At 64.1% G+C, this 25,277-nt stretch carries 29 protein-coding genes; 17 read left to right on the plus strand and 12 right to left on the minus strand.

The genetic code is table 11. The features are described from left to right. Positions 1-35: 35 nt before the first annotated feature. From hspQ to ABD704_RS07090, 4 genes are all read left to right on the plus strand, one after another. The gene (gene hspQ / locus ABD704_RS07075) at positions 36-359 is read left to right on the plus strand and encodes a heat shock protein HspQ (protein ID WP_344698972.1); all 324 of its coding nucleotides are present in this window, start codon (positions 36-38) and stop codon (positions 357-359) included. 119 nt (positions 360-478) lie between these two features. Beyond that, positions 479-1,066, plus strand: a complete 588-nt coding sequence (gene rplU, locus ABD704_RS07080) for a 50S ribosomal protein L21 (protein ID WP_344698973.1) — start codon at positions 479-481, stop codon at positions 1,064-1,066. Positions 1,067-1,100: 34 nt separating this feature from the next. Beyond that, positions 1,101-1,370 (plus strand): 50S ribosomal protein L27, encoded by a 270-nt coding sequence (rpmA, locus tag ABD704_RS07085; protein ID WP_344698974.1) that lies wholly within the window; start codon positions 1,101-1,103, stop codon positions 1,368-1,370. Between the two features lie 174 nt (positions 1,371-1,544). After that, on the plus strand, positions 1,545-2,102 hold the full coding sequence (locus tag ABD704_RS07090; protein WP_344698975.1) for a GNAT family N-acetyltransferase: 558 nt from the start codon (positions 1,545-1,547) through the stop codon (positions 2,100-2,102). Here the strand turns inward: ABD704_RS07090 and ABD704_RS07095 are convergent. After that, positions 2,099-2,971, minus strand: a complete 873-nt coding sequence (locus ABD704_RS07095; protein WP_344698976.1) for a metal-dependent hydrolase — start codon at positions 2,969-2,971, stop codon at positions 2,099-2,101. The two genes, ABD704_RS07090 and ABD704_RS07095, sit on opposite strands and share 4 nt — an antisense overlap. A gap of 27 nt (positions 2,972-2,998) precedes the next feature. Between ABD704_RS07095 and ABD704_RS07100 the strand changes: the two genes are divergently transcribed. Next, entirely contained in the window at positions 2,999-3,589 is a 591-nt protein-coding gene (locus tag ABD704_RS07100; RefSeq protein ID WP_344698978.1) for a TetR family transcriptional regulator, read from the plus strand. A gap of 49 nt (positions 3,590-3,638) precedes the next feature. Further along, on the plus strand, positions 3,639-4,058 hold the full coding sequence (locus tag ABD704_RS07105; protein WP_344698979.1) for a low affinity iron permease family protein: 420 nt from the start codon (positions 3,639-3,641) through the stop codon (positions 4,056-4,058). On the opposite strand, the gene ABD704_RS07110 is transcribed toward ABD704_RS07105, so the two are convergent. Further along, entirely contained in the window at positions 4,055-4,240 is a 186-nt protein-coding gene (locus tag ABD704_RS07110; protein ID WP_344698980.1) for a hypothetical protein, read from the minus strand. The two genes, ABD704_RS07105 and ABD704_RS07110, sit on opposite strands and share 4 nt — an antisense overlap. A 151-nt stretch (positions 4,241-4,391) precedes the next feature. On the opposite strand from ABD704_RS07110, the gene ABD704_RS07115 reads away from it, so the two are divergent. From ABD704_RS07115 to ABD704_RS07125, 3 genes are read left to right on the plus strand one after another with little or no spacing between them, the layout of a single operon-like run. Next, positions 4,392-5,018: a retropepsin-like aspartic protease family protein gene (locus ABD704_RS07115; RefSeq protein ID WP_344698981.1), complete on the plus strand. Its 627-nt coding sequence runs from the start codon at positions 4,392-4,394 to the stop codon at positions 5,016-5,018. A gap of 25 nt (positions 5,019-5,043) precedes the next feature. Continuing rightward, on the plus strand, positions 5,044-5,172 hold the full coding sequence (locus ABD704_RS07120; RefSeq protein ID WP_344698982.1) for a hypothetical protein: 129 nt from the start codon (positions 5,044-5,046) through the stop codon (positions 5,170-5,172). Positions 5,173-5,176: 4 nt separating this feature from the next. Then, entirely contained in the window at positions 5,177-6,772 is a 1,596-nt protein-coding gene (locus ABD704_RS07125) for a sulfotransferase (protein ID WP_344698983.1), read from the plus strand. Between the two features lie 66 nt (positions 6,773-6,838). Here ABD704_RS07125 and ABD704_RS07130 read toward each other — a convergent pair whose 3' ends face one another. After that, entirely contained in the window at positions 6,839-7,729 is an 891-nt protein-coding gene (locus ABD704_RS07130) for an outer membrane protein (RefSeq protein WP_344698984.1), read from the minus strand. Positions 7,730-7,914: 185 nt separating this feature from the next. Between ABD704_RS07130 and obgE the strand changes: the two genes are divergently transcribed. The 5 genes from obgE (at position 7,915) to ABD704_RS07155 (ending at position 13,507) form a co-directional block, all read left to right on the plus strand. Beyond that, positions 7,915-8,958: a GTPase ObgE gene (obgE, locus tag ABD704_RS07135; RefSeq protein ID WP_344698985.1), complete on the plus strand. Its 1,044-nt coding sequence runs from the start codon at positions 7,915-7,917 to the stop codon at positions 8,956-8,958. Beyond that, complete coding sequence (locus tag ABD704_RS07140) at positions 8,955-9,860, plus strand: NAD-dependent epimerase/dehydratase family protein (protein WP_344698986.1); 906 nt, start codon at positions 8,955-8,957, stop codon at positions 9,858-9,860. Before obgE ends, ABD704_RS07140 begins: the two co-directional genes overlap by 4 nt. Before the next feature lie 143 nt (positions 9,861-10,003). Beyond that, entirely contained in the window at positions 10,004-10,252 is a 249-nt protein-coding gene (locus ABD704_RS07145; RefSeq protein WP_344698987.1) for an acyl carrier protein, read from the plus strand. Then, on the plus strand, positions 10,249-11,451 hold the full coding sequence (gene spt / locus ABD704_RS07150; protein WP_344698988.1) for a serine palmitoyltransferase: 1,203 nt from the start codon (positions 10,249-10,251) through the stop codon (positions 11,449-11,451). The genes ABD704_RS07145 and spt overlap by 4 nt, the downstream gene beginning before the upstream one ends. 85 nt (positions 11,452-11,536) lie before the next feature. Next, entirely contained in the window at positions 11,537-13,507 is a 1,971-nt protein-coding gene (locus ABD704_RS07155) for an ATP-binding protein (RefSeq protein ID WP_344698989.1), read from the plus strand. On the opposite strand, the gene ABD704_RS07160 is transcribed toward ABD704_RS07155, so the two are convergent. After that, the gene (locus tag ABD704_RS07160) at positions 13,464-14,321 is read right to left on the minus strand and encodes a hypothetical protein (protein ID WP_344698991.1); all 858 of its coding nucleotides are present in this window, start codon (positions 14,319-14,321) and stop codon (positions 13,464-13,466) included. The two genes, ABD704_RS07155 and ABD704_RS07160, sit on opposite strands and share 44 nt — an antisense overlap. Before the next feature lie 9 nt (positions 14,322-14,330). Then, positions 14,331-15,380: a diacylglycerol/lipid kinase family protein gene (locus tag ABD704_RS07165; RefSeq protein WP_344698993.1), complete on the minus strand. Its 1,050-nt coding sequence runs from the start codon at positions 15,378-15,380 to the stop codon at positions 14,331-14,333. A gap of 140 nt (positions 15,381-15,520) precedes the next feature. Here ABD704_RS07165 and lptF point away from each other — a divergent pair, with 140 nt between their 5' ends. Then, the gene (gene lptF / locus ABD704_RS07170) at positions 15,521-16,723 is read left to right on the plus strand and encodes an LPS export ABC transporter permease LptF (RefSeq protein WP_344698994.1); all 1,203 of its coding nucleotides are present in this window, start codon (positions 15,521-15,523) and stop codon (positions 16,721-16,723) included. Continuing rightward, on the plus strand, positions 16,723-17,823 hold the full coding sequence (gene lptG / locus ABD704_RS07175) for an LPS export ABC transporter permease LptG (protein WP_344700508.1): 1,101 nt from the start codon (positions 16,723-16,725) through the stop codon (positions 17,821-17,823). The genes lptF and lptG overlap by 1 nt, the downstream gene beginning before the upstream one ends. A 36-nt stretch (positions 17,824-17,859) precedes the next feature. Here lptG and ABD704_RS07180 read toward each other — a convergent pair whose 3' ends face one another. Continuing rightward, on the minus strand, positions 17,860-18,039 hold the full coding sequence (locus ABD704_RS07180; protein ID WP_344698995.1) for a hypothetical protein: 180 nt from the start codon (positions 18,037-18,039) through the stop codon (positions 17,860-17,862). A gap of 59 nt (positions 18,040-18,098) precedes the next feature. Continuing rightward, positions 18,099-19,223 (minus strand): J domain-containing protein, encoded by a 1,125-nt coding sequence (locus ABD704_RS07185; protein ID WP_344698996.1) that lies wholly within the window; start codon positions 19,221-19,223, stop codon positions 18,099-18,101. Positions 19,224-19,399: 176 nt separating this feature from the next. Between ABD704_RS07185 and ABD704_RS07190 the strand changes: the two genes are divergently transcribed. Continuing rightward, the gene (locus ABD704_RS07190; RefSeq protein WP_344698997.1) at positions 19,400-20,050 is read left to right on the plus strand and encodes a glutathione S-transferase family protein; all 651 of its coding nucleotides are present in this window, start codon (positions 19,400-19,402) and stop codon (positions 20,048-20,050) included. 4 nt (positions 20,051-20,054) lie between these two features. On the opposite strand, the gene ABD704_RS07195 is transcribed toward ABD704_RS07190, so the two are convergent. The 5 genes from ABD704_RS07195 to rpsK form a co-directional block, all read right to left on the minus strand. Continuing rightward, the gene (locus tag ABD704_RS07195) at positions 20,055-21,056 is read right to left on the minus strand and encodes a hypothetical protein (RefSeq protein WP_344698998.1); all 1,002 of its coding nucleotides are present in this window, start codon (positions 21,054-21,056) and stop codon (positions 20,055-20,057) included. Between the two features lie 110 nt (positions 21,057-21,166). Next, the gene (locus ABD704_RS07200) at positions 21,167-22,882 is read right to left on the minus strand and encodes a vWA domain-containing protein (RefSeq protein ID WP_344698999.1); all 1,716 of its coding nucleotides are present in this window, start codon (positions 22,880-22,882) and stop codon (positions 21,167-21,169) included. Between the two features lie 87 nt (positions 22,883-22,969). Further along, positions 22,970-23,506, minus strand: coding sequence for an RNA polymerase sigma factor (locus ABD704_RS07205; protein WP_344699000.1), 537 nt, complete (start codon positions 23,504-23,506; stop codon positions 22,970-22,972). Between the two features lie 209 nt (positions 23,507-23,715). Then, positions 23,716-24,789: a DNA-directed RNA polymerase subunit alpha gene (locus ABD704_RS07210; RefSeq protein WP_344699001.1), complete on the minus strand. Its 1,074-nt coding sequence runs from the start codon at positions 24,787-24,789 to the stop codon at positions 23,716-23,718. A gap of 92 nt (positions 24,790-24,881) precedes the next feature. Continuing rightward, positions 24,882-25,271 carry a 30S ribosomal protein S11 gene (gene rpsK / locus ABD704_RS07215; RefSeq protein WP_344699002.1) on the minus strand — a complete coding sequence of 130 codons (390 nt, stop codon included), beginning with the start codon at positions 25,269-25,271 and terminating at the stop codon, positions 24,882-24,884. Between the last annotated feature and the right edge of the window lie 6 nt (positions 25,272-25,277).

Raw genomic sequence — 25,277 nt, forward strand, 5'->3', positions numbered from 1 at the left:
TTGATCGTTTGAACCCCGTGGGACAGAAAATCGACATGCCCCGGGCCCGTTTCGCCATCGGCGAAGTCGTCCGTCACCGGATCTTCGATTTCCGCGGCGTGGTCTTCGACGTCGACCCCGCCTTCGCCAACAGCGACGAATGGTATGAGGCAATCCCCGAGGCGATCCGCCCGGCCAAGGAGCAGCCGTATTATCACCTCCTCGCCGAGAATGCGGAGACGACCTACGTCGCCTATGTCAGCCAGCAGAACCTGATCGTCGACGAGAGCAATGAACCGGTCGACCACCCGGCCATCGGCACCATGTTCGATCGCATGGAAGGCGGCCGGTACCGTTTGAGGCCCGTGCACCGCCACTAGTGCCCCCAAGGTTGACACCTGCCCACCCCTGCCATAGGCGGCTCGCTTTCCCGCGCGGGCCACGGCTTTGCGCCCACACGCGCGTGGGAACCGAAATTCTGTAACGAAGAGAAAAGCCAATGTTCGCAGTCGTGCGCACGGGCGGGAAGCAATATCGCGTCGCCCCCGGAGACAAGATCGTCGTCGAAAAGCTTGACGGCAATGCGGGTGACCAGATCACCTTGGGTGAGGTTCTCCTCGCCGGCGAGGGCTCGGACCTCAAGTCGACCGACGGACTGACCGTCGCGGCCGAGATCCTGGCCCAGGCCAAGGGCGAAAAGGTGACGGTGTTCAAGAAGCGCCGCCGTCACAATTATCGCCGCAAAAAGGGCCATCGCCAGCAGCACACGATCCTCAAGATCGTCGCGATCGGCGATCAGAAGGAAAGCAAGAATGCAGCGCCGAAGGCCGCTGCCGCACCGGCGTCCGATGCGCCGGCGAAGCCTGCTGCCTCCGCGAAGGGCAAGGTCACCAAGGGCGATGAAACGGTTGGCGCAGACGTCGCCGGCACCCCGACCGAAAGCCCGGCACCCGATAGCGCCAAGGCGGCAGGCGCCGAAAAGCCCGCGGCCAAGAAGGCTGCGCCGGCCAAGGCAAAGCCTGAAACCGGGTCGACAGAAAATGCTGCACCTGCTAAGGGCGGCAAGAAGGCCCCCAAGGCCAAGTAAGCAACTATTCACTTAATCCAGGCAGTATTTCGTCATGGCACATAAGAAAGCAGGCGGCTCGTCCCGCAACGGACGCGACAGCGAGAGCAAGCGGCTCGGCGTGAAGCTGTTCGGCGGCCAGTCGGCTCGCGCCGGTAACATCATCGTGCGTCAGCGCGGCACCAAGTGGCACCCGGGAGACAACGTCGGCCTGGGCAAGGATCACACCCTTTTTGCGCTTACCGACGGGCAAGTCACGTTTCGTGACGGCAAGCTCGGTCGCAAATACGTCCACGTCATGCCGATTACGGAAGCGACAGCATAGGAACGGTCATAAAGGGACCGTTCCCAGAAGGGGCGGCCCGGACGAGATCCTAAAAAGATCAAGACCAACAAAGGGAGAAGGGGAGCCTCGGAAGGGGTCTCCCCTTTTTCTTTATCTTCTCCCGGAACTGTCACGGGCGCCGACTAGGCGTCCGGACATCGAGGAGAAGACGAGATGTTCGCGAGAACGCCACGATTGCTGCTGAGGCCGGGTTTCCCGGAGGATGCGCCGGCGCTTGCTGCCGCGATTTCGGACGAGACCATCGTTCGCAATCTGGCGACGGTGCCGTGGCCCTATCGCATGCGCGACGCCGAAGCGTTCCTCGCCAGCCCGCGCGATCCCTTTCTCCCCTCGCTGCTCATGTTCGAGCGGACAGATGGCGCGCCCCAACTCGTCGGTTCCTGCGGCCTCGGCCGTCGGCCCTCCGGCGCGGTCGAGATGGGCTATTGGATTGCCCGGCCCTTTTGGGGTCGTGGGTTAGCCACCGAAGCCTGTGCGGCGCTGGTCGAGATCGCTCGGATGCTGGGGCTTGCCACCTTGGAAGGCTCGCACTTCCTCGACAATCCCGCTTCCGCGCGGGTGCTCGAGAAGCTCGGCTTCGAGCCTACCGGCCTGATCGCGCCGCGCTTGAGTTGTGCGCGCGGCACCGACGTCCCGGCCCGGCTGATGCGGCTACGGTTGGATTCTGCGGTGACTGTCGAAGAGCAGGATGAGGAGGCGCTGGCCGCTTAAGCCGCGCGCCTCACCTTGCGCTTGGTGCTCGATTCGACCTTCGCCGTCGCGTCGTAAGCGCGGAGGAGAATCCGGTCGTCCTCGTTCCACGGGTGGAAGCCCGGCAGGAAATATTTAAACCACGCGCCCGCGATCTTCCGGAACATCCCCGGCCGGACCCACAAGTAGGTCAGGAGCAATGTCCATGCGCGCAGCCCGGTGACGCCGTCCTGCCGCATGAGCTCGAGCGAACCGGCAGTGCGGTCGACCAGGAAGTTGCGCGTTACCAGCAACATCACCTTCGCCTTGACCTTCCAACGCTTGTAGCGCGGCCAGTCTCGCGTGGCATAGAGCCAAGTGTCGTAAGCCACGCCTTTGTGCTCGATTTCCTCGCACGCATGCCAGCGCCACAGGTCCGCCGTCTCCGGGTCCGCGCCCTCGAGATGCTTGGGATTGGCGAGCAACTGATGCGCCAGGATCGCCGTGAAATGCTCCAGCGCCATGGTCGCGGCGACATTGACGATCGGCGGACGCGACTTGGTGATCGCCAGCCGGTCGCTGACGCGCTGCTCGAGCTTCGAAAGGTCGTAGCCCGAAACCGCCGCGCGCTTGTTGAAGGCGTCATGCTCGCGGCTATGAATCGCTTCCTGCGTCGTGAATGCCTTGATCTCTTCGGCGAGCTTGGGTGGCGCGCCCTCACGGAAGGCACGGACGCTCTCGACAAAATAAGCTTCCCCGATCGGGAAAGTCGCCGATAGAGCATTATAGATTGCGGTCGCCTCGACGCGCCCGCCGTGCCAAAGGCGAGTCAGATCTGCATCGCGTCCAAAGCGCCGGTCGCGCGGCGTGATGCTGAGGTCGGCGGGAGTCGGCAGAGTCGTCGCAGTCATGTTGAGAAGGTAACGCAACTGACATCAATGTCAATAAGAAGGCGCCTGAGCCCGGAAGAGAGCCGTTCCGCCGCGCTCGACGCCGCGCGCGACCTGTTGCTCACCGAGGGCCCGTCGGCTGTCACGCTCAAGGCTGTGGCTGCCCGGATCGGCCGTACCCACGCTAATCTGCTCCACCATTTCGGATCCGCGGCCGGCCTTCAGGGCGAACTTGCCCGGTCAATCGCCGATGCGGTCACGGCCAGCATTGCCGAAGCGGTCGAACGCGCCCGCGCGGGCGAGACCGATGCCCGCGACATCGTCGACCAGACCTTCGACGCCTTTGGGCGGGAGGGAGCCGGCGCGCTTGCGGCCTGGATGATCCTCACCGGCAATCGCGATGCGCTCAATCCGATACTCGACTCCATCCGCGCGCTCGTCGCTCAGCTCAGCGTCGGTCATGAAGAGCATCATGTGGCGGAAAGCACCCTCGCCCTTTGCCTCAATGCGCTCGGCGATTCGCTTCTCGGCCCGCTGTTCGCCGGAGCGCTAGGCCTTCCCCGGGACACGGCCAGGGCACTCGCGGCGGACCGCTTGCGGACACGATTTGAGCTCGAACAAGCGGGGACCGCCGATTAAACTGCGCTGACGGCGGGCACTATCTCCGTTTCACGTGCGTTACGGGCGCATGCGAAAGTTTTTCAACGTCTGTGCCGCGAAGACCTCAACCGCTGCCGGCGCGCCGCTGACGTTTGCGATCGCGATGTCGATTGTCGTCATCTGGGCAGTGACGGGCCCGCTGTTTCACTATTCGGACACGTGGCAGCTGGTCATCAATACCGGGACCACCATCGTCACCTTCCTGATGGTGTTCCTTATCCAGAATAGTCAAAACCGCGACGCCACCGCGATGCAGGCCAAGCTCGACGAGCTTCTCCGCGCGGTCGACAAGGCGCGCGAGCAATTCATCGGGATCGAGCATCTAACCGATCAGCAGATAGAGCTCGTCCGATCGGCGCTCGAGAAATATGCGAAGCAGCAGCCAAGCAAGGAAAAGACGACCGAGGATACCGTCGATCGGCTGCTCAACCGGATGAGCGGCGACTAGCTCTGGTGCGGCTTGTCGGGGCGGCGATCTGCGAGCTTCCGATCGGCATCATCGATCGCCCTTAGGAGCTCGCTGAAGGATGGCGTCTCCTCAACCGGCCAAGCGCGATCGAACGTCGGCCCGAGAAGCCCAAGGTCGCGCCGCGTAAGCAAACCGACTGCAACGATGCGTTCTTGATTCACAAACTGTCCTGTAACCGACATATGTTAATCTAAACGCCCGCAATTCATTGAAGTGCCGAGCGTTTCGCTCTCACATCGTTTGTGTGCCGGATCGAAGCGACGTCGCGGCTCTGGAAAGCCGGCGCGTGGCGGCTCATATCGTCATCGGAACATGCCGACACCCGTCCCCGAATGGCAGACCCTCGCGCTATACGCTTTCGGCGCAGCGCTGCTGATCACGCTGTTGCAGCGGATCCCGGTGGTAGGCCGCCTCATCCGCGTTGCCTTCTCGCTCGGGCTGCTCGCCTTCCTGTTCTACATCGTGCTGCAGCAGGCACCTTATCAGCCCGAACTCGCCCGGCTGACCGGCGGTCTCGGCCTCGACGACCAGCAGGTTGCGGGCAAGGAACTTCGCGTGAGGATGGGTGAGGACGGCCATTTCTGGGTCCACGCGACGGTCAACGGCGTTCCGCGCCGGATGCTGATCGACAGCGGCGCGACCATCACCGCCATTTCCGAGCGGACGGCACGTGCGGCAAAAATCGATTCCGGTCGGAGTCTCGCGCCAGTCGTTCTCCGTACCGCCAACGGCTCAACCCCCGCGGAAACCGGCAGCGTCGACGAGCTTCGAGCCGGCAATATCGTCGCCCGCAACCTTCGCATCGTCACCGCGCCGGGCCTCGGCGATCTCGACGTTCTTGGCATGAACTTCCTGTCGAAGCTCGAATCCTGGCGCGTTGAAGGAAGCACCTTGATCCTGGTGCCCCATCACCCGCAGAATGAAGCGGTCGGCGGCTGACCGCCGGTTGGGAACGGGAGCGGCCATGTTCAGCGGCGCACAAGTGATGATCTTCAGGAAGGATGAGGACGCCGATCGCGTGCTCCTTCGCGACGTCATGGAGGTTCCTTGGATGGACAAGGGCGTTTACGAACCGCGTCACGCCCGGCCCTGACGCTTTGGTCCTGCGCTCACCTCTGGCGGATCAAGCGCGTGGATCGAGAGCGCTGCTGACGCTTGCTGCGACGGCCATGCGCGGCGGGAATTTCGCGCAGGCGCGTCAGATGCTTCAGGACCATCTTCTGCTGTCCCCCAACGATGCGGACGCCCTGAGTATCCTCGCCGAGATTGCGGCAAACCAACGCTCGACCGAGGAAGCCACGATCCTGCTTCGCCGCGCTCTTGCCGCCGATCCTTCGGTAAACCGCCGCCTGGCGCTCGTTTTCCATCTCCAGAAAAGCGCGCCGGCGCATGCTCTGGCGGAGATCGAGCAACTGCCTCAGTCGGTGCGGAACGACTTTGAGGTACAGGCGGTCGAAAGCGGCATTGCCGGCGCGCTCGGCATGCATGACCGCCAGATCGCATTGTACAAGTCGATGCTGCGTGATCAGCCCGGCAACCCGGGCGTCTGGGTCAGCCTCGGCAACGCGCTGAAGACCGTCGGCCGCACGAACGATGCCATCAAGGCGCTGCAGAAGGCGATCCGCGCGGACCCGGCGCACGGCGATGCATGGTGGACGCTCGCCAATTTCAAATCGTTCAAGTTCTTGCCCGCCGATATCGGACGGATGCAGGCAGCGCTTCGCAGCAGGCCTGGCGAAGACCACGCATTGCACATTCATTTCGCACTGGGGAAAGCGTTCGAGGATCGCCGCGAATTCGAGCAGAGCTTTCGCCATTACGCGGCCGGAAATGCCATTCGCGCGCGCACCTTCAGCCCCGACCAGGTCGAGGTCACGGACTTCGTCGATGAGTCGCTCAAGACGATCACGCCGGAATTCTTCGAACGGCACGCCGGCAGCGGCCACACTGACGGGAGCCCGATCTTCGTCGTCGGACTCCATAGGTCCGGCTCGACCTTAATCGAACAGATTCTCGCCAGCCACCCTCTCATCGAAGGCACGACCGAGCTTCCTGTCATGCGGAGCATTCGCGATCGCCTTAGCCGCTCCTCCGGACTGTCCGCGGTCGAAGCCATTGCGGCGGTCAGCCCATCGGAAATGCGGGCCATCGGCGAGGAATATATCGACCGCACGCGCCCGTTCCGGCAGACCGATCGCCCCTATTTCGTCGACAAGATGCCGTCCAATTGGATGAACCTGGCGCTGATCCGCGCCGCGCTGCCCAACGCGCATGTGATCGACGCCCGCCGCCATCCGATGGCGTGCGGCTTTTCAAACTTTAAGCAGAATTACGCCACCGGCCTCGGCTTCTCATACGATCTTCGGTGGATCGGCGCATTCTACCGCGATTACTGGCGCTTCATGCAGCATTTCGAGCAGGTGCAGCCGGGTGTCGTCTGCCGGATGATCAATGAGCAGTTGATCGAGCAACCCGAAGCCGAAGTGCGCCGCATGATCGACCATCTCGGCCTTCCGTTCGACCCCGCTTGTCTCGAATTCCACAAGACCGATCGTGCGATACGTACGCCCAGCGCCGAACAGGTGCGGCGCCCGATCAATCGCGCGGGCGTGGATGTCTGGCGCGATTACGAGCCTTGGCTGGGCGGACTGAAGCAGGCGCTCGGACCCGCTCTGGACCACTGGGCGGACTGAGCCGCTCCGAAGAAAAGGGCGAGACGGTCGCCCGCCTCGCCCAAATCTTTCGATCGTCGAACTAGGCTATTGGCCGCGTTCGCCGCTCGGCGCCGGAGGTGGCGGCGGTGGCGGCGGTGGAGCCGGGCACGTCGCCGACACGTCAATCACCGAACCGTCCGGGCATGTCTGCGTCGGCGGAGGCGGTGGTGGCGGCGGTGGCGGAGGCGGCGGCGGTGGCGGCGGTGGCGGCGCGAAGTTGTAGATCAGGCTCGCCATGATGCTGCTGCTCTGGAACTTCGCATTGGCGCGAATGACACCGCCGTCGCCATCAACGAACGAGCGGTTGAGGCTCCCCGCGTTGAAGTAGCGATACCTGAGGCCGACATCGACCTGCGGCGAGACGGCATAACGCGCTTCGGCAAGCAGCTGCCACGCAAACTTACTCTTGCTCAAGCTTCCGCCGAAGTTGTCGAAATAGTAGCTCCCATCACCGCCGGCGGTGATGGTGTTGAAGTTGAAGTGATATTTCGTCTTCGACCAGCCGACGCCGCCGCCAACGGAGAAGTTGAACGAGTCGTCGTTGCCGAAATCGATGAGGCCATTGACCATGGCGGAAAAGTTGCTGGTCTTCCCATCGACGCCGATGGCGGCGATCGCCGGGTCACCGAAGGTCTTATCCTTCTGCTTGGCGTGCTTGTACGCGAGCTCGCCCTCCAGGCGGAACATGCCGAAATCGTAGCCGCCCCTGGCGTCGATATCGTAACCGAGCTTGTTCCTGTTGCTTATGCCAACGCTGCAACTGCTGAAATAGTAGCTAAAATAGTCGCAGTAATAGCTATCGGTCGCATTGATGTGGGCGTGGTTATCACTCCACATCACACCGGCGTCGACGCCGACATATCCACTATGGTCACGAGCCGCGGCTGGCGCAGCGATTGCAGCGGCGGCAGCCGCTGCAAGGAGATATTTCCTCACGGTGAATTCCCCTGTCTGTTTCGCCGGCATTGTCCGGCCCCCGACAAATAGCACGTTAACTTAACAAACGTAAAGTTTGGCGCCGGAAAAAGGCAATCGTTACGGTCAGATATCGGCTTGTCTTGTCCTTCGCCTTGCCGCGAAGGTTCCCCTGCCATCACACATCGCCTAACTGCACTCCCGACATGCATTTCCTCGACCAGGCCAAGATTTTTGTTCGCTCCGGCGCGGGCGGCCCCGGAGCCGTCAGTTTCCGGCGCGAAAAATTCATCGAATATGGCGGGCCGGACGGTGGCGACGGCGGCAAGGGCGGTGACATCGTCTTCGAAGCAGTGCCCGGCCTCAATACCTTAATCGACTTCCGCTACACTCAGCACTTCCGCGCGCCGCGCGGGAAAGGCGGGGCCGGCTCGAACCAGACGGGCGCGGGGGGCGCCGACCTCGTGATCAAGGTGCCTGTGGGAACGCAGATTCTTGCTGACGACGAGGAGCGCACCCTGCTCGCCGACCTGACGGAGGAGGGCCAGCGAGTGACCTTCCTCAAGGGCGGATTGGGCGGCCGCGGCAATGCCAGCTACAAGACTTCGACCAACCGCGCACCGCGCCAGCACCAGCCCGGCGAGGCGGGCGAAGAGCTCTGGCTCTGGCTGCGCCTCAAGTTGCTGGCGGATGTCGGCCTTCTCGGCCTTCCCAACGCTGGCAAGTCCACCTTCCTCAATTCCGTCACAAACGCCTCGGCCAAGGTCGGCGACTACCCGTTTACGACGCTACGCCCACAGCTCGGCGTGGTTCGCCACAAGGGGCGCGAGTTCGTCCTTGCCGATATCCCCGGACTGATCGAGGGCGCAGCCGAAGGCGCCGGGGTCGGCGACCGCTTCCTCGGCCATGTCGAGCGCACGCGAATACTCATTCACCTGATTGCCGCTGACGGCGACGATCCTATCGAAGCGTGGCGGATCGTCCGCGGCGAGCTCGACAGCTATGGCGCCGGCCTTGACGAAAAGTCCGAGATCATCGCGCTCAGCAAGGCTGACCTTCTCGACGAAAACCAGCGCGCCAAGCTTGTGAAAACACTGGAAAAGGAAACCGGCGCCCACGTATTTCCCATTTCCGCGCCAATCGACGAAGGGATGGAGCCGCTGCTCGACGCAGTGATCGAGCGCCTCGGCGACGCTGCCCGCGAAGAGTCCGTTGTGTCCAACGACGAAAGATTCTGGTCGCCACTATGAAGCTCGCCATCACGGGCGGCACCGGCTTCGTAGGATCGCACCTGATCGACGAGGCACTCGCGGCCGGCCATGAGATAAAAGCGCTGACCCGTCGCGAACAACCACCGCGGAATGGTGTCGAATGGATCGGCGGCGACCTCGAAGACCGAACCGCTCTGCACCAGCTGGTGACCGACGCCGACGCGATCATTCATGTCGCCGGAGTCATCAACGCGCAGGACGCCGAGTCTTTCGGCAAGGGCAACGTCCAAGGGACGCTGGCCATGCTTGCCGCAGCCACAGCAGGCGGCATTCACCGCTTCATTCAGGTCTCCTCGCTGGCCGCCCGCGAGCCCAAGTTGTCGCTCTATGGCGCCTCAAAGGCCAAGGCTGAGGAGCTGGTGCGCTCGTCCGGCCTGGAATGGGCAATCGTCCGTCCGCCTGCCGTCTACGGCCCCGGCGACCGCGAGACGCTGGAGCTGTTCCGCATGGCCAAGCTCGGCCTGATGCTCATGCCGCCACACGGCAAGGTCTCGCTCATTCATGTCGACGATCTCGCCCGGCTTCTTCTCGCGCTCTGTGGCGCAAGTGCGCCGTCGAACCTGCTGATCGAACCCGATGACGGAAAGTCCGGCGGCTGGACTCACCGCCAGTTCGCCCGCGCCCTCGGCCGCGCCGTCGGCACCAATCCGGCGATCGTGTCGGCGCCCGGCATGTTTCTCAAGTTAGCCGCCCGCGCCGATCAGCTGTTCCGCGGCCCCAAGGCGAAGCTGACGGTGGACCGCGCCGCTTATTTCTCACACCGCAACTGGGTCGTCGACCCGAAGCTCGGCGCGCCCCCGTCGCTGTGGCAGGCGCAAATTCAGAGTGAAGACGGACTTCGCCAAACGGGGGACTGGTACCGGAAGAAGGACTGGCTCTAGTCGCTGCGACCCGGAATCGGCCGCCTGGTTTTGGAGCGGCAGCGAGTTCTTCGATCGCGCGCGCTTGCCAACCGCCACGGGAACGCCCCATTCGCGCCCCATTGCGTTGCGAAGCCTCTCTCCCCGCACTAACGGAAAACCCCATGTCCGACCGCCAGCAGATAGCCGCCAAAGTCCTCGAACTCGTCGAGCCCTTCAACAAAAAGGGTGTCGCCGTCACCGAAGCCACGCGCTTCGCGCAGGATCTTGAGTGGGACAGCCTCACCGTCCTCGACTTCGTCGCCAACATCGAAGACGAATTCGACGTCATCATTAGCATGAACATGCAGGCGGAGATCGAGACCGTCGGCCAGCTGATCGACGCGCTGCAGCGGCTCACCGCAGGCAAGTGACCGACCTCTTCTCCAAGTTCGACCCGCTGATCCAGCAGCGCGAGGATCTGCTGTCGACTGGCGTCACCGACCCGTTCAACCTGGTGATGGAGCGGGTCGAGAGTCCGACCGTCGCCATCTGCAACGGCCGACGGACGATCCTTCTCGGCACTTACAATTATATGGGGATGACCTTCGACCCCGACGTCGTTGCGGCGGGCAAGAAGGCGCTTGACGAATTCGGCAGCGGCACGACTGGTAGCCGCGTCCTCAACGGCACCTATGGCGGCCACAAGGCGGTCGAGCAGGCGCTGTGCGACTTCTACGCCATGGACCACGCCATGGTTTTCTCGACCGGCTACCAGGCGAACCTCGGAATCATTTCGACAATCGCTGGGAAGGACGACTACATCGTCCTCGACATCGACAGCCACGCGTCGATCTACGACGGATGCGCGCTCGGCAACGCGCAGATCGTGCCGTTCCGCCACAACGACATCGAAGCGCTCGAAAAGCGGCTCAAGCGCATCCCCGAAGACGCCGGAAAGCTTGTCGTCCTCGAAGGCGTCTATTCGATGCTCGGCGACATCGCGCCGCTCAAGGAGATGGTCGCCGTGTCCAAGGCCAACGGCGCGATGGTCCTCGTCGATGAAGCGCATTCGATGGGCTTCATTGGCGAGCACGGCCGTGGCGTCGCCGAGGCGCAGGGCATCATCGACGACGTCGACTTCATCATCGGCACGTTTTCGAAGTCAGTCGGCACGGTCGGCGGCTTCTGCGTCTCCAACCACCCGAAGTTCGAGATTCTGCGACTGGTTTGCCGTCCCTACGTTTTCACCGCCTCTCTCCCGCCGAGCGTCGTGGCGACCGCCGCCACTTCGATCCGCAAGTTGATGGACAGCGCCGACAAGCGCGCTCACCTGTGGGAGAATAGCAAGCGGCTCCACGCCGGCCTTCGCCAGCTTGGCTTCACGCTCGGCACCGAAGAGGCGCAGTCGGCCATCATCGCCGTCATCATGCCCGACCTCGAGACCGGCGCCGCGATGTGGGAGGCCCTTCTGCAGGAGGGCCTCTACGTGAACCTCGCCCGTCCGCCGGCGACCCCTGCAGGCATGACCTTGCTACGCTGCTCGCTATGCGCTTTGCACAGCGAGGAGCAGGTCGGAGAGATATTAACCATGTTTGCTGCGGCGGGACGTGCAACAGGCTGTATAAGCTGAACATTTTTCGTGGAACCTTTGGGTTCCGTTCAAAGGTTAACGGGGCTAAACTGACCCGATGATTGGGGTTGGGGACGAAGAAGAAGTGAGGTTTGACTGGCGCCGCGGCGGTGCCGCTGTAGCCGGCCTTCTGGCTGCGCTTGCGCTCCTCGCGATGATCTTCCTCGTCAAGTTCGCCAACGACTCCCGAGAACGCGCACTGGCGGCTGAACGCCACACGTATGAAGTCGCGCTCGTCGTCCGCAACGTCAGCGCCAACGTTTCCCGTTCCGAAGCCGCCCTCGCCCGCTTCGTCCTCGACGAAGACGTGAAGGGGAGCGGCAACATTTATGCCAGCGACTGGCAGCTCGCCGGCTTCCAGATCGACCAGCTCAGCAACCTGATGCGCACGAGCCCCGAACAGCTGCGCCGCGTTGCCGAGCTTCGCCAGCTCTACCGCAAGCGCGGCGAGGAGCTGTCGCTCGCCGCCCGTGCCGCGCTCCAGAAGCAGGGCGACGCCGGCATCAGCTATTTCTACCAAGCCGCGACGCAGGGCTCGGGCAGGCGCCTCGACGACAAGCTCGAAGAAATCATCCGCGCCGAGCGCTCCTCGCTCCGCTCGCGGATCGAGGCCAGCCAGTTCTTCTCCGAACAGGCCAGCCGCCGGAGCGACTACCTCAGCTGGATTGGCTTCATCGTCGGGCTCGGCGCCATCTTCCTTGGGGTCGTCTCGGTCCAGGCGCTGCGCCAGAACGCCGCCGCGCGCCGCCAGATAGAGAGCGAAGCCGAACGCTCCGAAGCGCTTGAACAGGCGGTCCGCCAGCGGACGCAGGAGCTTTGGGAGGCTAACCAGGCGCTCAAGGCCGAAGCGGCCGAACGCGAAGCGGCCGAGGCGCAGCTGCGCCAGGTCCAGAAGATGGAGGCCGTCGGCCAGCTTACCGGCGGCATCGCGCACGACTTCAACAACATGCTCGCCGTCGTCGTCGGCGGTATCGACCTCGCCTTGCGCCGCCTGAACGGTCCTCGCCGCGAAGTCATGATGCACCTCAACAATGCAATGGAAGGCGCCACGCGCGCCGCTGCGCTGACCCGGCGCCTGCTGTCCTTCGCTCGCTCCGAACCGCTGCTGCCGGAGCGCGTCGACAGCAACGAGCTGATCGGCGGCATGTCCGACCTTCTCGATCGTACCCTGGGCGAGCGCATCCGCATCGAAGTCGACAGGGCGCCGGAGACGTGGCCCACCTACGTCGACCCGCATCAGCTTGAAAACGCCATCCTCAACCTTGCGGTCAACGCGCGCGACGCGATGGATGGCCAAGGCTCGATGCGCATCGCCACCGAAAATGTGAAGCTTGCGGCCAACGCCGTTGGCGACATCCGTGCGGGCGATTATGTGAAGATCAGCGTCACGGACACCGGCTGCGGCATGCCGCCGGACGTGCTCGAGCGCGCGTTCGAACCCTTCTTCACCACAAAGCCGGTCGGCAAGGGCACTGGCCTCGGCCTCAGCCAGATTTTCGGCTTCGCGCACCAGTCGGGCGGCGAGGTCGGAATCGACAGCCAAGTCGGGCGCGGCACGTCGGTCGCAATCTACCTGCCCCGCACCGAAGTGGCGGCGCCTCTACGTATCCATCCGGCGACGTCAGCCCAGCGCGCCGACACGGACGCTCGCGTTCCCGGCGCTCGCATCCTCCTCGTCGAGGACGATCCGCGCGTCTGCGCGGCGACCGTCGATGCGCTCGAAGACCTCGATTACGACCCGATCGCGTGCAGCAGCGGCGCCGACGCCATCCGCGTCTTCCAGGAACAGGTGTTCGACCTCGTCATCACCGACGTGATCATGCCCGAGATGACGGGGCCCGAGCTAATCCGCTACTTGAAGCGCACCTCACCCCACGACTTCGCGGTGCTGTTCGTCACGGGCTACGTCGGCGAGGGCGAAAGCGACGACCTTCGTGGGCATGAACTACTCCGCAAGCCCTTCACAGTCGGTGCCCTGGCGAGCGCCGTTTCCGCCGCCCTCGCGCGGACAGCTAGCGAACCGCCCCGGACTTCAGCAGCCGGGGGAGCAGGCTGATCGCCGCGAGCAGCGGATGCTTCTGCTGCCACGGCTTCAATCGTATCTCGACTCCTGCGTGGCGATTGATCTTCCAGGCGATATAGTCTGCCCCGCCGGCAAAGGTCGCGCTGGCCTTCGCTAGGCGCACCACGGACAGAGTCTTTCCCTCGATCCGGCGCCAGCGCCAACTTCCGCTGGAGCCACGCTCAATCTCCGCAGCAGCGGGCCCCGTGAACCGCTGGTAGCGTGGCCGATCGGCATCGACGACCGACACGCTCCGCCCTTTGCGCTCCGCCCGAAGTTCCGCGGAATAGGTCAGCACGAATGCGCGCCGCCACCAGTCGAGCGGCTTCTCGCCCTTTCGCTGACCGGCCGCCCCCAGCAACGTGGGCGCCGCGCGGCTGACCGCATCGATAGCCCTTTCGCGAGCCTCGGCATCCGCCGCCCACACCAGCCGCGAAGGCTGCGCAAAGCGCGCCCACACCGACACGCTGCTCGTCTCCGGCCCGTTCAGGCGACGGAAGTCGGCCTCGCTCAGCACCGCATATTTGGCCACGAGTTCGTGTTCTTCGAAGTAGAAAACATTCGGCGGGATCAACCGGTTCGCCACCGCGAGCCACCGCTTCGGATAAGCGGCGCGATAGCTCGACACGATCAGGTAGAAATCGAGCATTAGCCCTTCGAGCTTCTTCTCGCGCAGGCATGAGCCGTAGAAAAGCACCGCGCGCGACGCCTGGCCGTGCTTGGCCGCAATGGCCTGTGCCATCGCCCGCACGCGCGGATCGACGGGCGTCGCCAATTCCTCGGCAACGAGCTTGCGCAGCTCGGACATGGTGCGAGTTTACGCCGCCAGCTTGACGAACGACAGCGGTAGCGCCGGCCGCAGGCTGATCGGGCGACCGGCCTCGGTGCGGAACGTCTCGCCATCCAGGATGAGGTTTGAACGATCGCCCTCTATCGTGATTTCATCGGCCTGTTCGAAATGCACGCCCCGCAGCGAAGCCTGCCCGAGTTTACCTGCGATGCTTGCGGCGATCCCGCGCAAGATCGACATCGGCCGCTCTTCCACCGCAAGGATCCTGAGCGATCCTGCGCGACGCGTTCCGAGGTCGCTTTTCAACAGAAGCTTTTCCAGCGTCGTCACGGCGAGGAGCGAGAACTTGCCGGAAAGCCGGTTCCCGCCGTCGCTCATCGAAATGTTCAGCGGCTCGGGATCTGGCGGCAGGAAGCTGCTTTTCATCTTGAAGAACATCTTGGCGAGCATTGCGAAGGCCGTGATGCCGTGCGCGATACCGTTCGGGAGACCCAGGGGATAAATGCGTTCACGGCAGTAAAGCATCGTGTCGGCAAGGCCGGCGCCGCCCAGGAACATGCCGATCACCGGCCGGTCGGGACTCCCGGGATGGCGCAGCGCGATCAGCTCGCGCGAGACCGTGTAGGGCGCAAGGTGGTCGGTGCGTGCCAGTTCGATCAGTTGCTCGAGCGTCGCGATCGGGTCCCCCCGCGCGCCGAGGTCGAGCGCGATCAGGTTGGTCTTGCCGCTCGGAAGCACAGCCACCGGCGGGGGCGTGTCGCCAAAATGCCCGCCGTTGTAAAGTTCCGTCAGCGCCGCCTGCACCGTCCCGTCGCCGCCATTGATGGCGAGGACTTTCGGCCGGACGCGGGCGATGACCTTCATCGCTTCGCCGATCTGGCTGGCCTCTTCGACCTCATAGTGGAAGACGTCGGGGTGCTCGTCGCAATAAGCCCGGATGCGCGGCAACTGGGCGATGTTTCCGGTCGAGCGCGGATTGGACAGCAATGCGATGCGGACGCGGGGCGCGCGGACGGCGAGCTGCGACGCGATGGAGTAATCCTCCGACGACGCCTCCCCTCCTTCTACGCTTGCCATCACTTTCGGCATGAATTCCCGGGACCGCTTGCTATAGGGTTCTCAATGGTCGGAAGCGCCCGGCAGAGCCCGAGTGCATCCGTCCGTTATTGGGTATGGCCGGCCTTTGCGGCCAAATGATGGTGCCGGGACGACATTATTTGCGCCAGACCGCGCTTCTTGACCACTATCTTGCCCGCTCCATCGCCGTGCCGCTGGTCGGATCGCTGCTGCTCGCCGCCATGCTTCTCGTGCTCGATAAGATGCTCCGGCTGTTCCAATATGTCGTCGATGCGGGCGGACCGGTCAGCGTCGTTTGGCGAATGCTTGCGAATTTGCTTCCCGAATATCTGGCACTCGGCATCCCGATCGGCCTGATGCTCGGCATCCTGCTCGCCTTCCGGCGGCTAGCTTTGACGTCGGAACTGGATGCAATGCGCGGCGTCGGTCTCGGCTACAGCCGCCTGCTGCGGGTTCCTTACGCCTACGCAATCCCGCTTGCCGCCATCAACCTGTTCATCGTCGGCTACCTCGAGCCCTACACTCACTATCGCTACGAAGGGCTTCGCTTCGACCTCAACTCGGGCGCGCTCGGCGCAGCGATAAAGGTCGGCGAGTTCAACCACCTCGGCAAGCGCCTGACGCTCCGCATCGAGCGCAGCGAGAACAAGGGCACCCAACTCCACGGCATCTTCGTGCAGATGGACGACCCGAAGGGCATGGCGGTCGCTGCCACCGCCGAGAACGGCAAGTTCCTGTCTACCGACGACCCCAATCTTATTCTGTTCCGAATGACCAAGGGCCGCCTCGTTCAGGATTCGCCCAAGTTCCCGGTGCCCCGTACCCTCGCCTTCGACCTCTACACCTTGCCGATCAACCTGCCCGCTATCGACCAGTTCCGGCGCCGTGGCGGGACCGTGTCCGACGAGCTTTACCTCCACGAGCTATGGCAGGCCGGCTATGGGGGAGAGGCACCCAACGAGCATCAGAAGCTGGAAGCGCAGGCCGCCTTCCACTTCCGCCTTGTCGAGGTGATGATGATGCTTATGCTGCCGTTGCTGGCCATCGCGCTCGCCGTTCCGCCCAAGCGAAGCTCCTCCTCCCTCGGCATCTTCCTCGGCATCCTGATCGTCGTCGCCTATCACAAGGTGAACCAATATGCGGAGCAGGCGGCGACCAACGGGCAGATCAATGCCGTCGTCGGTTTGTGGGTGCCGCTCGTCCTGTTCGCCTCGATGATTCTGTGGATGTACCACATCCTCGCGCACAAGCCGGGCGGCCAGCCGATTGGCGCGCTCGAATGGTTCGCGTCCAAGACCGCGCGCCGCATACGTAACCTGCTGCCAAAGGCGCGCGCGGCTTGATCAACCTCAGCTTCTTTCCGTCGCGCCGGCTCGCGTTCTACATGGTCCGGCTGTTCATCACGCGCAGCCTCGGCGTGCTCATCGCGCTGGTGATGGTGCTAATGACCCTCGACCTTCTCGGCGAGTCCGGTAAGATCCTCGCCGTGCCCGGCAATGGCGATGCCGAGTTGTGGCGCTACGTCGCGTTGCGCATCCCGCTGCTGATCCAGCGCTTCCTGCCCTTTTCGGTCCTGCTCGGTACCTTGATCGCGTTCGTCGGGCTGAACCAGAATAGCGAGGTCGTGGCGATGAAGGCGGCAGGCCTGTCCGCGCACCAGATCCTTGCCCCGCTGGTGGTCGCCAGCATCGGCATTGCCGCCGCTTTGTTCGCCTTCAACGAAACGATCGTCGTCAACAGTGCTCGCATCGTTAACGCCTGGTCGGACAACGACTATAAACCCCTCCCACCCGACCGGGGCATCCTGACGAACGTGTGGGTGCTGAACGGCGACGACCTCATCCGCGCCGGTATCGTCAACGGCCGCGGTAACCGGCTCGTTGCTCGGCAGGTCCGTGTCTACGACCGGTCGGGCGGCGTCCTTCGCCGCGTACTAGTCGCCGACACCGCCACGCCGCAGCCAGGTTCCCGCGAATGGCGGTTCGAAAATGTTCGCGTCTACGACGCCGACATGAATGTCGTTCGACGATTGCCGGTCTCAGCCGGCCTAGGCGGCGTAACGCCCGACCAGCTCACCCTAGCCAAGGTCGACCCTTCCGAGCTCGATTATTGGACGCTTAAGCGCCGGATCAAGGAACTCGAAGCCGCGGGCCGGCCGACCGACGAAGCCCGGGCCGGCCTCGCCCACAAGATCAGCGGGCCGCTGTCGACCTTGCTCATGCCCTTGCTCGCGGCGGTGGCCGCCTTCGGCCTCGCGCGCTCGGGCCAGGTCCTGCTTCGCGCGTGCCTCGGCATGGCGCTCGGCTTCGCTTATTTCGTTGCGGACAATTTCAGCCTCGCGATGGGCAATGCCGGCGCATACTCGCCCTTCATCGCTGCCTGGGCGCCATTCCTGTTATTCCTACTGATCGGCGAAACCGTTCTCGTTCGCACCGAAGAGTAGCGATGGCTCGGGCGCTCTAGCGCAGCCGACGGACCGCTAGCGCAACTTCACGATTTTGAGCCGGTCGAGCTTGGCGCGATCCTTTACCGACTCTTCGCTGCGCGTCAGCGCCTTGGCGATCGCCCTCAACGCCATGCCCTTGCCCGCAAGCTGGTGCAGCTTCTGGACTTCGTCCTGCCGCCACGGCTGCCGGTGCCGCTCGAACCGTTCGCTCATGTCGTCCTCCCGTTCACCCGCCGCGCAATAGCACAACAAGCGCCTGGGCCGAGGGGGGATCAGCCCAGGCGCTTGAAGCGATACCGGCCCTTCACGGGCGCGGCGCGATAGGAGTGGCCCGACGTGCAGGTCACGTTGAACGAGCCGGGCGAGCCTTCGACGGCGGTCGCCGACGAAACAGAGCCGCAAGCATAGCCGATACGGCTGATCGTCCGGGCGATGACGGCATTGGACAGTGGCAACTTGGCTGCGACCGCGGTCGTTACCTCCGGCTGCGGCGCGAGTGGATCGGCAGCCGCAGCCTCAACTGGTGCGGCTTCTTGCGTCACTTCCGGAACCTCGACCTTCGACGCAGCTAACTGCGGTCGTGAAATGCGGTGCCGCGGTTCGATGTAGGGTGCCGGTTGCGGTGCCGCGGACGTTTCGGCCGCCAAGGCCGGATCGACAGCCTCATTCGCAGCCGGTGTCCGCACTTTAGCCGTAGGAACCGCGACGGTGACCGCGGGCTCGGCCTGAGCTTCGCTATTGTTGCCGGTCACCGATAGACCGGCGACGGCGCCGAGGATCCCGGTGCCGACGAGCAGCGCGCCCAACACATAGACCGGCCGTCGCCAATCCTGCCGAAGGAATTCACGTTCAGACGAATCATCGGCCATCTCCAGGTTCACGAACAACGGCACACGCAACGGGGGCGGCGCGTCATTGACTTCCGGCTGAGGCGTGACGGCTTCTTTCGCCGTCGGCAGCTTCTCGGGCGCCGATTGCGGTGCAGTCGGCTCCGAAAGATCGCGGAGCGATTGAATCAGCGATGCGAGCTTGTCTTCCGCGCGCTTCGCCTCTGCCTCCGCCTGGGTGACATGCGGCTTCGGCGCCGTCGGCTCGGCGACGACCTTCGGCACGGCCGCGACGGCGAACGGCAGCCCACGCTGCGGCGCCACGGCGAAGGTCCACTTGTATGGCTCGGGCTTAGCCTTCAGGCCGATCGAGCGATCGTATTCACGCCGCTTGGCCGGATCGCGGAGCACTTCGAAAGCCAAGCTGACCTTCGCGGCCTCGGCGAACGGACGCGCGCCGAACATGCCCATGTTCTTCGCGAACGCCTGGTTGATCTCGTCCTGGCTTGCCGTCGGCGACAGCCCGAGCACCTCGTAATGATTTGACAGCGACTTGACCGAGCTAGCCATTCTGGAACCTCCCCGCCCCGATTCTTCGAGTTCCTAAGTGCCGGAGGGTGCAGTGCTTTTCCCAGTCGCGCGAGTTCGCTTCGCCGAGGAAACAAGCCGATCTGTCGGCAACGCAGGCCTCAGGAATACGACAAAGCGGAATTAAATGGCCTAGAGCCTTCACGAGGGAGAAGAGAATGAAGCCGATCATCACCGCTTTCGCCAATTCGCCCGATCGCGGACGGGGCCTGGCGCGCGACATGCGCGTGCGCTGGGCGCTAGAAGAGGTCGGCCAGCCCTACGACGTGCGCCTCGTCACCTTCAAGGAGATGAAGGAGCCCGCGCACCTCGCCCGCTCGCCGTTCGGCCAGATCCCAACCTATGAGGAAGGCGACCTCACGTTGTTCGAGACGGGCGCGATCATGCTGCACATCGCCACTACCCGCGCCGGCCTCCTACCCGAAGAGCCGAACGCCCGCGAGCGCGCGATCATGTGGATGTTCGCCGCGCTCAGCACGATGGAGCCGCCGGTCATCCAGTATGAAGTCTCCGCATTTTTCGAGAAGGACAAAAGCTGGAGCTCGGAGCGGCTGCCGCTCGTCATCGAGCGCGTTCGCGACCGCCTCGATCAGTTGTCCGCTTTTCTCGGCGACGCCGACTGGCTCGAAGGCGACTTCAGCGCCGGTGACCTGATGATGATCGAAGTGCTGATCCGTCTCGGCAGCTCGAACCTGCTGGACGATTACCCGAACCTCGCCGCTTATGTTGCACGAGCCAAGGCGCGGCCCGCCTTCAAGCGCGCCTTCGAGGCCCAGTATCAGGTCTTCCTCGCCGCCTCGAAAAGCTGAACCGCTACGGATTGACCGCGGTGATGCGTACCTGACCTGGCTTCGAGCAGGCGGCGTCGATGCAAGTCTGGTCGAACCAGACTTCCCCGTTTCCAATCATCGCGCCTAGGTCGCGAACGAAAAGCCGGTCGGCGTGCTGAGCGGCGATCGCCCGCCTGACTTCGGCGGTGAAAATGCGGTCGAAGTCGCGCTCGACCGACTTCGCGTCACGATAGGTCCGGCTGCCGCCACCCTCGTTCACGCGCAGCGGAAAGCCGACCAGACCAACCATCGCCCGCCGATCGTTGCGGCGCGTGGCCGCCTGCAGTCGCGACAGAAAGGCCGAATATCTGGGATCGACTTTCGCAGAGGCTGCGTCGCTGCGGTTCGCCACCCGTTCCGCCGACTTCGCCTCGAAGCCCCGCGGCTTGGCGAGCGCCCGATTGGGGATGCGCGAGCCGGTGAGAATAATGTCGTTGCTGGTCGCGGCCTCGCTCACCGGCGCCGGAGGGGGCGGCGGTGGCGGTGGCGGTGGCGGTGGCGGGGCAGCGGCGGGTGCTTCCTGAACTTCCTGGGCGGGAACGCTCTGGCTCACCGCGCCGCTCGCGTCGGCAAGACCCTGGCTCGCGATCCCGGACTTAGCGGCAGCAGGGGCCGACGGTTGGGGCGCCGAAGGCACAGTCACCGCCGACCTCTCGGCTGGCGTTTGCGCGGCGGGGGCGGTCGGCGCCTCAGCCCTGGGCGCTTGCGCCGGCACCGGCGGAAACTCGCGCTCCGGCGGCGCATTCTGCAGCCCTACATAGGCCGCCGGTACGCCAACGAAGACCAGCAGCGCCGCCGACGCGAGCGCCGCCACCTGCGGCCGGTGCGTGCTCGCCCACGAACGTTTCGGTCGCTCGTGGGCTGCAGCATGCTGCTCTTCTCCGTCGAACTTGCGCATCGCGGCGTTGATCGCTTCGTCGCGCCGCGCGGGTCGCGGGGGCGGCGGCTGTGGCAGCCAGTCCGAGTGGTCCTCTTCCGCCGCCATCTATCGCGTCCCGTCCATCGCTCACTCAAATAGCGGCAATCGCCGCTCCGTCGAACCCATAAGAAAGGCATGGCCGGCGGCAGGCCATCTGCCGCCGGCCACACCGGCCGTCACTCCTCCAGCTTCGCGAGCGTCCGGGCGCTCTTCGCAGCCCGCACCAGTTGCATGAACTCCGACCGGTATCCGAACTCGTCCTTGCCACGCGCAGAAGCCGCCAGCTTCAGCACGTCGTCATAGGTCAGAGTTCCGCTATACTTCCCTCCGCGCAGAAGCTCGGCGAAGCCGGTCACCGCCGCCGCGAAGCGTGCGTCCTGCGGCGCTGCGGCGAGGCTGGCGACTTCCACGCCACGACCGACCGGCGTCGAGATCAGCCGGCTCGTGTTCGACTTCGGCAATTTGTAGCGGATCTTCACGAAGCCATATTCGCCGCGGCTACACGCAATCGACCTCGCCGGGACCGAGTAGCGAAGGTCGCTCATCGTCCGCGGTCCGCCGACCGGCACGATCTCGTACATCGCCGTGACCGTCTGGCCCGACCCGACGTCGCCCGCATCGACCTTGTCATTGTCGAAGTCGCCGCGATTGAGCGCGCGGGTCTCGTACCCGATCAGCCGATACTCGGCGACCGTCGCCGGGTTGAACTCGACCTGGATCTTCACGTCCTTGGCGATCGGGAACAGCGTCGATCCCGCTTCCTCGACCAGCGTCTTCCGCGCCTCCGAAAGCGTGTCGATATAGGCTGCGGTACCGTTGCCGTTCTGGGCCAGCACCTGCATCAGCGCGTCGTTGTAATTGCCCATGCCGTAACCGAGCACGGACAAGAAAACGCCCTTCTCGCGCTCACGCTCGATATAGCCCTTCAACTCCTCCTGGTCGGTGATGCCGACATTGAAGTCGCCGTCGGTCGCCAGGATGACGCGATTGACGCCGTGCGGATCGAGATTGGCCTCGGCCAGCGCGTAAGCTTGGCGGATACCTTCCGCGCCCGCTGTGCTTCCGCCCGCGCCGAGCGAGTCGATCACCGCCTCGATCTTGCGCTTTTCGCGCGCCATCGTCGGCTCCAGCGCGGTACCCGCATTACCGGCATAGGTCACGATCGCGACCGTGTCGGTTGGCGCCAGCTTGTCGAGCAGCATCTCGAGCGACTGCTTCACGAGCGGCAGCTTATTCGGCTCCTGCATCGAACCCGACGTGTCGATCAGGAAGACGAGGTTCGTGCGCGACCGCGCTGCCGGCGTCACCGAATAGCCCTTGATGCCGATGCGGATAAGCTTGCGCCCGGCCGACCACGGGCTGGGCATGATCGTGACATTTGTTGCGAACGGCTGCTCCTTGGAGCGAGGGGCGGCATAATCGTAGGGGAAATAGTTCACCATTTCCTCGGTTCGGACCGACGCCGGCTGCGGCAGCACATTCTGGTTCAGCGACGCCCGCACCCAGGAATAGGACGCCGTGTCGACGTCGATCGAGAAGGTCGAAACCGGCGCTTCCTGCGCGATCTTGAACGGGTTCTCGTCCACATGCGTGAACTTGTCGCGTCCGACGTCATGATAAGGGGGCGACCAATTCTGGGGGACGTACATGCCCGGCGCCATTGGGGGCGGCGGCGGAGGAGGTGGCGGCGGCGCGATCATCGCCAGGGAATCCGCGCGTTGGCTCACCGATGCGGGAGGGACCCGCGTACCGGTGAGGACAATCTCTCCCGACTTTGCTTCCTGCGCTGCGTCGACGGGCGATGCCACCGGCGCCTCGACCGCCGACTTGGCGCAAGACACCAGGAACATGACGGCCAGAGCCAGGCCGGTGGCTCGTTGTTGGCGCCACATGGATGTTCTCCCTTTCACATGGCGCGCCTGATTGCCCGCCACACACTCTGACGCGGCGGCGAGGGAAAACCTTTGATGGGTCGCGGATTATTTTTCGTCGGCGGAAAGAAGCTTGCGCGCCTGATGCATGCGCCAGGCCACGGTCTTCTCGGGGATGCCGAGTACTGCTGCGACCTCTGCATGCGAAAGCTGCTGCCCCGCGACGAGCACAACGGTGTCGCGCAGCGTGGGCGAGAGGCGCGCAATGGCGCTCTTCAACCACACGCCGTCATAAGGGTCGCGGTGCGGCTCTTCCCTCGACAGCCCGGCAAGCACCGTCAGCTTGTCGAGAAACCCGCCAAGCGACCGCCGCCGCCGCCGGAAGTCGCGGCAGGCATTGAAGGTGATCCCAGTCAGCCATGTCGTAAACTTGGCCTCGCCGCGAAAGCTGCCGATCTTCTCGACCAGCGCGCAGCAAACCTCCTGCGCGATGTCGTCGGCATCCGCACGCGATCCGGTCAGCTGCCAGGCAATGCCGTGAATGCGATCGTAGTGCCGGCGAAGTAGAGCCTCGAACGCCGCGCGATCTCCCGCAGCCGCCGCAGCGACGAGACTTTCATCCTGTTCGTCGGCGCGATCCCCCATCGATCGCAGGATGCCGAGCGCGACCCGTCAAGCGCAACCCCCAGTGAGATCAAGCGCGCATCGGACTTCGCAATTGGTACCCGCAACGAGTCCGACACAGAACGAACCGTCCAGTGTTCGGAATGGGTCGAAAGCTGCCCCAAACTCACAACGAAAAAGGGCCGCCCCAGCGGGACGGCCCTCTCTAATTCTTCAAAACCGAAGCTCGCTTAGCCGAGCATTTCCTGCTCGAGCTTCTTGGCCATCTCTTCGATGTTCTCCGGCGGCCATCCGGGGATGTCCATGCCGAGGCGAAGGCCCATCGACGCGAGCACTTCCTTGATCTCGTTGAGCGACTTGCGGCCGAAATTCGGCGTGCGCAGCATCTCGGCTTCGGTCTTCTGGACCAGGTCGCCGATGTAGATGATGTTGTCGTTCTTGAGGCAGTTGGCGCTGCGCACCGACAGCTCGAGCTCGTCGACCTTCTTGAGAAGGTAACGGTTGAGCTGGTTGGTGTCGGTCTGCGTTTCGACCGGCATCGCCGCAGTCGCGCCTCCGATCATCGGCGACGGCGCCATGCGAACCTGGCTGTCGTCGAAGTGGACGAACAGCTGAAGCTGGTCCTGCAGGATGCGTGCGGCGTAAGCGAGCGCGTCTTCCGGCGCGACCGTTCCGTCGGTCTCGATCGTCAGCGTGAGCTTGTCATAATCGAGCTCCTGCCCGACGCGGGTGTTCTCAACCTTGTACGCAACCTGGCGGACCGGGCTGTACAGCGCGTCAACCGGGATGAGGCCGATCGGCGCGTCGGCCGGACGATTGGCGGCGGCGGGCTGGTAGCCCTTACCGATGTCCACCGTCAGCTCCATGTTGAGCGTCGCGCCCTCGTCCAGGTGACAGATCACAAGGTCGGGGTTGGTGACCTCGATGTCGCCCGACGTTGCGATCATGCCCGCGGTGACTTCCGCCGGGCCGGTGGCCGAAAGATGAAGGCGCTTCGGGCCCTCGCCTTCCATGCGAAGCGCGATCTGCTTCACGTTGAGCACGATGTCGGTGACGTCCTCACGGACGCCCGTCAGGCTCGAAAATTCGTGGAGAACGCCATCGATCTTGATCGACGTGACGGCGGCGCCCTGGAGCGAGCTCAGCAGCACGCGGCGAAGCGAGTTGCCCAACGTCATTCCGAAGCCACGCTCCAGTGGCTCGGCGACGAACGCGGCGCGGCGGCGGCTGTCGCCTCCCGACTGCTTCTTCTCGAGCGCGTTGGGCTTCTTGAGTTCCTGCCAGTTCTTTGCGTTGACGGCCATATGTCTTCCTGCCCTTTGGCGGGACGTCTCCCGCCGATACTATTGTGTTTCGCCGCGGCATTGCGAGGCCGCGGCAGCGGCGCGCCTGACGCTTAGACGCGACGCCTCTTGCTCGGACGGACACCGTTGTGCGGGATCGGGGTCACGTCGCGGATCGAAGTGATCTGGAAGCCGACGGCCTGCAGCGCACGAAGCGCGCTTTCACGGCCCGATCCGGGGCCCTTGACCTCGACCTCGAGCGTGCGGACGCCATGCTCGGCAGCCTTGCGGCCCGCGTCCTCTGCGGCGACCTGCGCGGCATAGGGGGTCGACTTGCGGCTGCCCTTGAAGCCCATCATGCCGGCGCTCGACCAGGCAATAGCATTGCCCTGGGCGTCGGTGATGGTGATCATGGTGTTGTTGAAGCTGGCGTTGACGTGAGCCACGCCGGCCGAAATGTTCTTGCGCTCCCTTCTGCGGAGACGCTGCGGTTCGCGTGCCATTCTAAT

Origin of the sequence: Sphingomonas limnosediminicola (assembly GCF_039537965.1) — a bacterium.
Classification (GTDB): domain Bacteria; phylum Pseudomonadota; class Alphaproteobacteria; order Sphingomonadales; family Sphingomonadaceae; genus Sphingomicrobium; species Sphingomicrobium limnosediminicola.

What these genes read in the sequence shown, in the direction of transcription:
- ABD704_RS07145 (WP_344698987.1), top strand. Translation starts at nt 10,004, where the DNA reads ATGTCCGACCGCCAGCAGATAGCCGCCAAAGTCCTCGAACTCGTCGAG.
- hspQ (WP_344698972.1), top strand. Translation starts at nt 36, where the DNA reads ATGCCCCGGGCCCGTTTCGCCATCGGCGAAGTCGTCCGTCACCGGATC.
- ABD704_RS07100 (WP_344698978.1), top strand. Translation starts at nt 2,999, where the DNA reads ATGTCAATAAGAAGGCGCCTGAGCCCGGAAGAGAGCCGTTCCGCCGCG.
- ABD704_RS07195 (WP_344698998.1), bottom strand. Translation starts at nt 21,056, where the DNA reads ATGGCGGCGGAAGAGGACCACTCGGACTGGCTGCCACAGCCGCCGCCC.
- rpmA (WP_344698974.1), top strand. Translation starts at nt 1,101, where the DNA reads ATGGCACATAAGAAAGCAGGCGGCTCGTCCCGCAACGGACGCGACAGC.
- ABD704_RS07165 (WP_344698993.1), bottom strand. Translation starts at nt 15,380, where the DNA reads ATGGCAAGCGTAGAAGGAGGGGAGGCGTCGTCGGAGGATTACTCCATC.
- ABD704_RS07185 (WP_344698996.1), bottom strand. Translation starts at nt 19,223, where the DNA reads ATGGCTAGCTCGGTCAAGTCGCTGTCAAATCATTACGAGGTGCTCGGG.
- ABD704_RS07105 (WP_344698979.1), top strand. Translation starts at nt 3,639, where the DNA reads ATGCGAAAGTTTTTCAACGTCTGTGCCGCGAAGACCTCAACCGCTGCC.
- rpsK (WP_344699002.1), bottom strand. Translation starts at nt 25,271, where the DNA reads ATGGCACGCGAACCGCAGCGTCTCCGCAGAAGGGAGCGCAAGAACATT.
- ABD704_RS07120 (WP_344698982.1), top strand. Translation starts at nt 5,044, where the DNA reads ATGTTCAGCGGCGCACAAGTGATGATCTTCAGGAAGGATGAGGACGCC.
- ABD704_RS07090 (WP_344698975.1), top strand. Translation starts at nt 1,545, where the DNA reads ATGTTCGCGAGAACGCCACGATTGCTGCTGAGGCCGGGTTTCCCGGAG.
- ABD704_RS07180 (WP_344698995.1), bottom strand. Translation starts at nt 18,039, where the DNA reads ATGAGCGAACGGTTCGAGCGGCACCGGCAGCCGTGGCGGCAGGACGAA.
- ABD704_RS07140 (WP_344698986.1), top strand. Translation starts at nt 8,955, where the DNA reads ATGAAGCTCGCCATCACGGGCGGCACCGGCTTCGTAGGATCGCACCTG.
- ABD704_RS07115 (WP_344698981.1), top strand. Translation starts at nt 4,392, where the DNA reads ATGCCGACACCCGTCCCCGAATGGCAGACCCTCGCGCTATACGCTTTC.
- rplU (WP_344698973.1), top strand. Translation starts at nt 479, where the DNA reads ATGTTCGCAGTCGTGCGCACGGGCGGGAAGCAATATCGCGTCGCCCCC.
- ABD704_RS07095 (WP_344698976.1), bottom strand. Translation starts at nt 2,971, where the DNA reads ATGACTGCGACGACTCTGCCGACTCCCGCCGACCTCAGCATCACGCCG.
- obgE (WP_344698985.1), top strand. Translation starts at nt 7,915, where the DNA reads ATGCATTTCCTCGACCAGGCCAAGATTTTTGTTCGCTCCGGCGCGGGC.
- ABD704_RS07190 (WP_344698997.1), top strand. Translation starts at nt 19,400, where the DNA reads ATGAAGCCGATCATCACCGCTTTCGCCAATTCGCCCGATCGCGGACGG.
- ABD704_RS07210 (WP_344699001.1), bottom strand. Translation starts at nt 24,789, where the DNA reads ATGGCCGTCAACGCAAAGAACTGGCAGGAACTCAAGAAGCCCAACGCG.
- ABD704_RS07205 (WP_344699000.1), bottom strand. Translation starts at nt 23,506, where the DNA reads ATGGGGGATCGCGCCGACGAACAGGATGAAAGTCTCGTCGCTGCGGCG.
- ABD704_RS07160 (WP_344698991.1), bottom strand. Translation starts at nt 14,321, where the DNA reads ATGTCCGAGCTGCGCAAGCTCGTTGCCGAGGAATTGGCGACGCCCGTC.
- ABD704_RS07200 (WP_344698999.1), bottom strand. Translation starts at nt 22,882, where the DNA reads ATGTGGCGCCAACAACGAGCCACCGGCCTGGCTCTGGCCGTCATGTTC.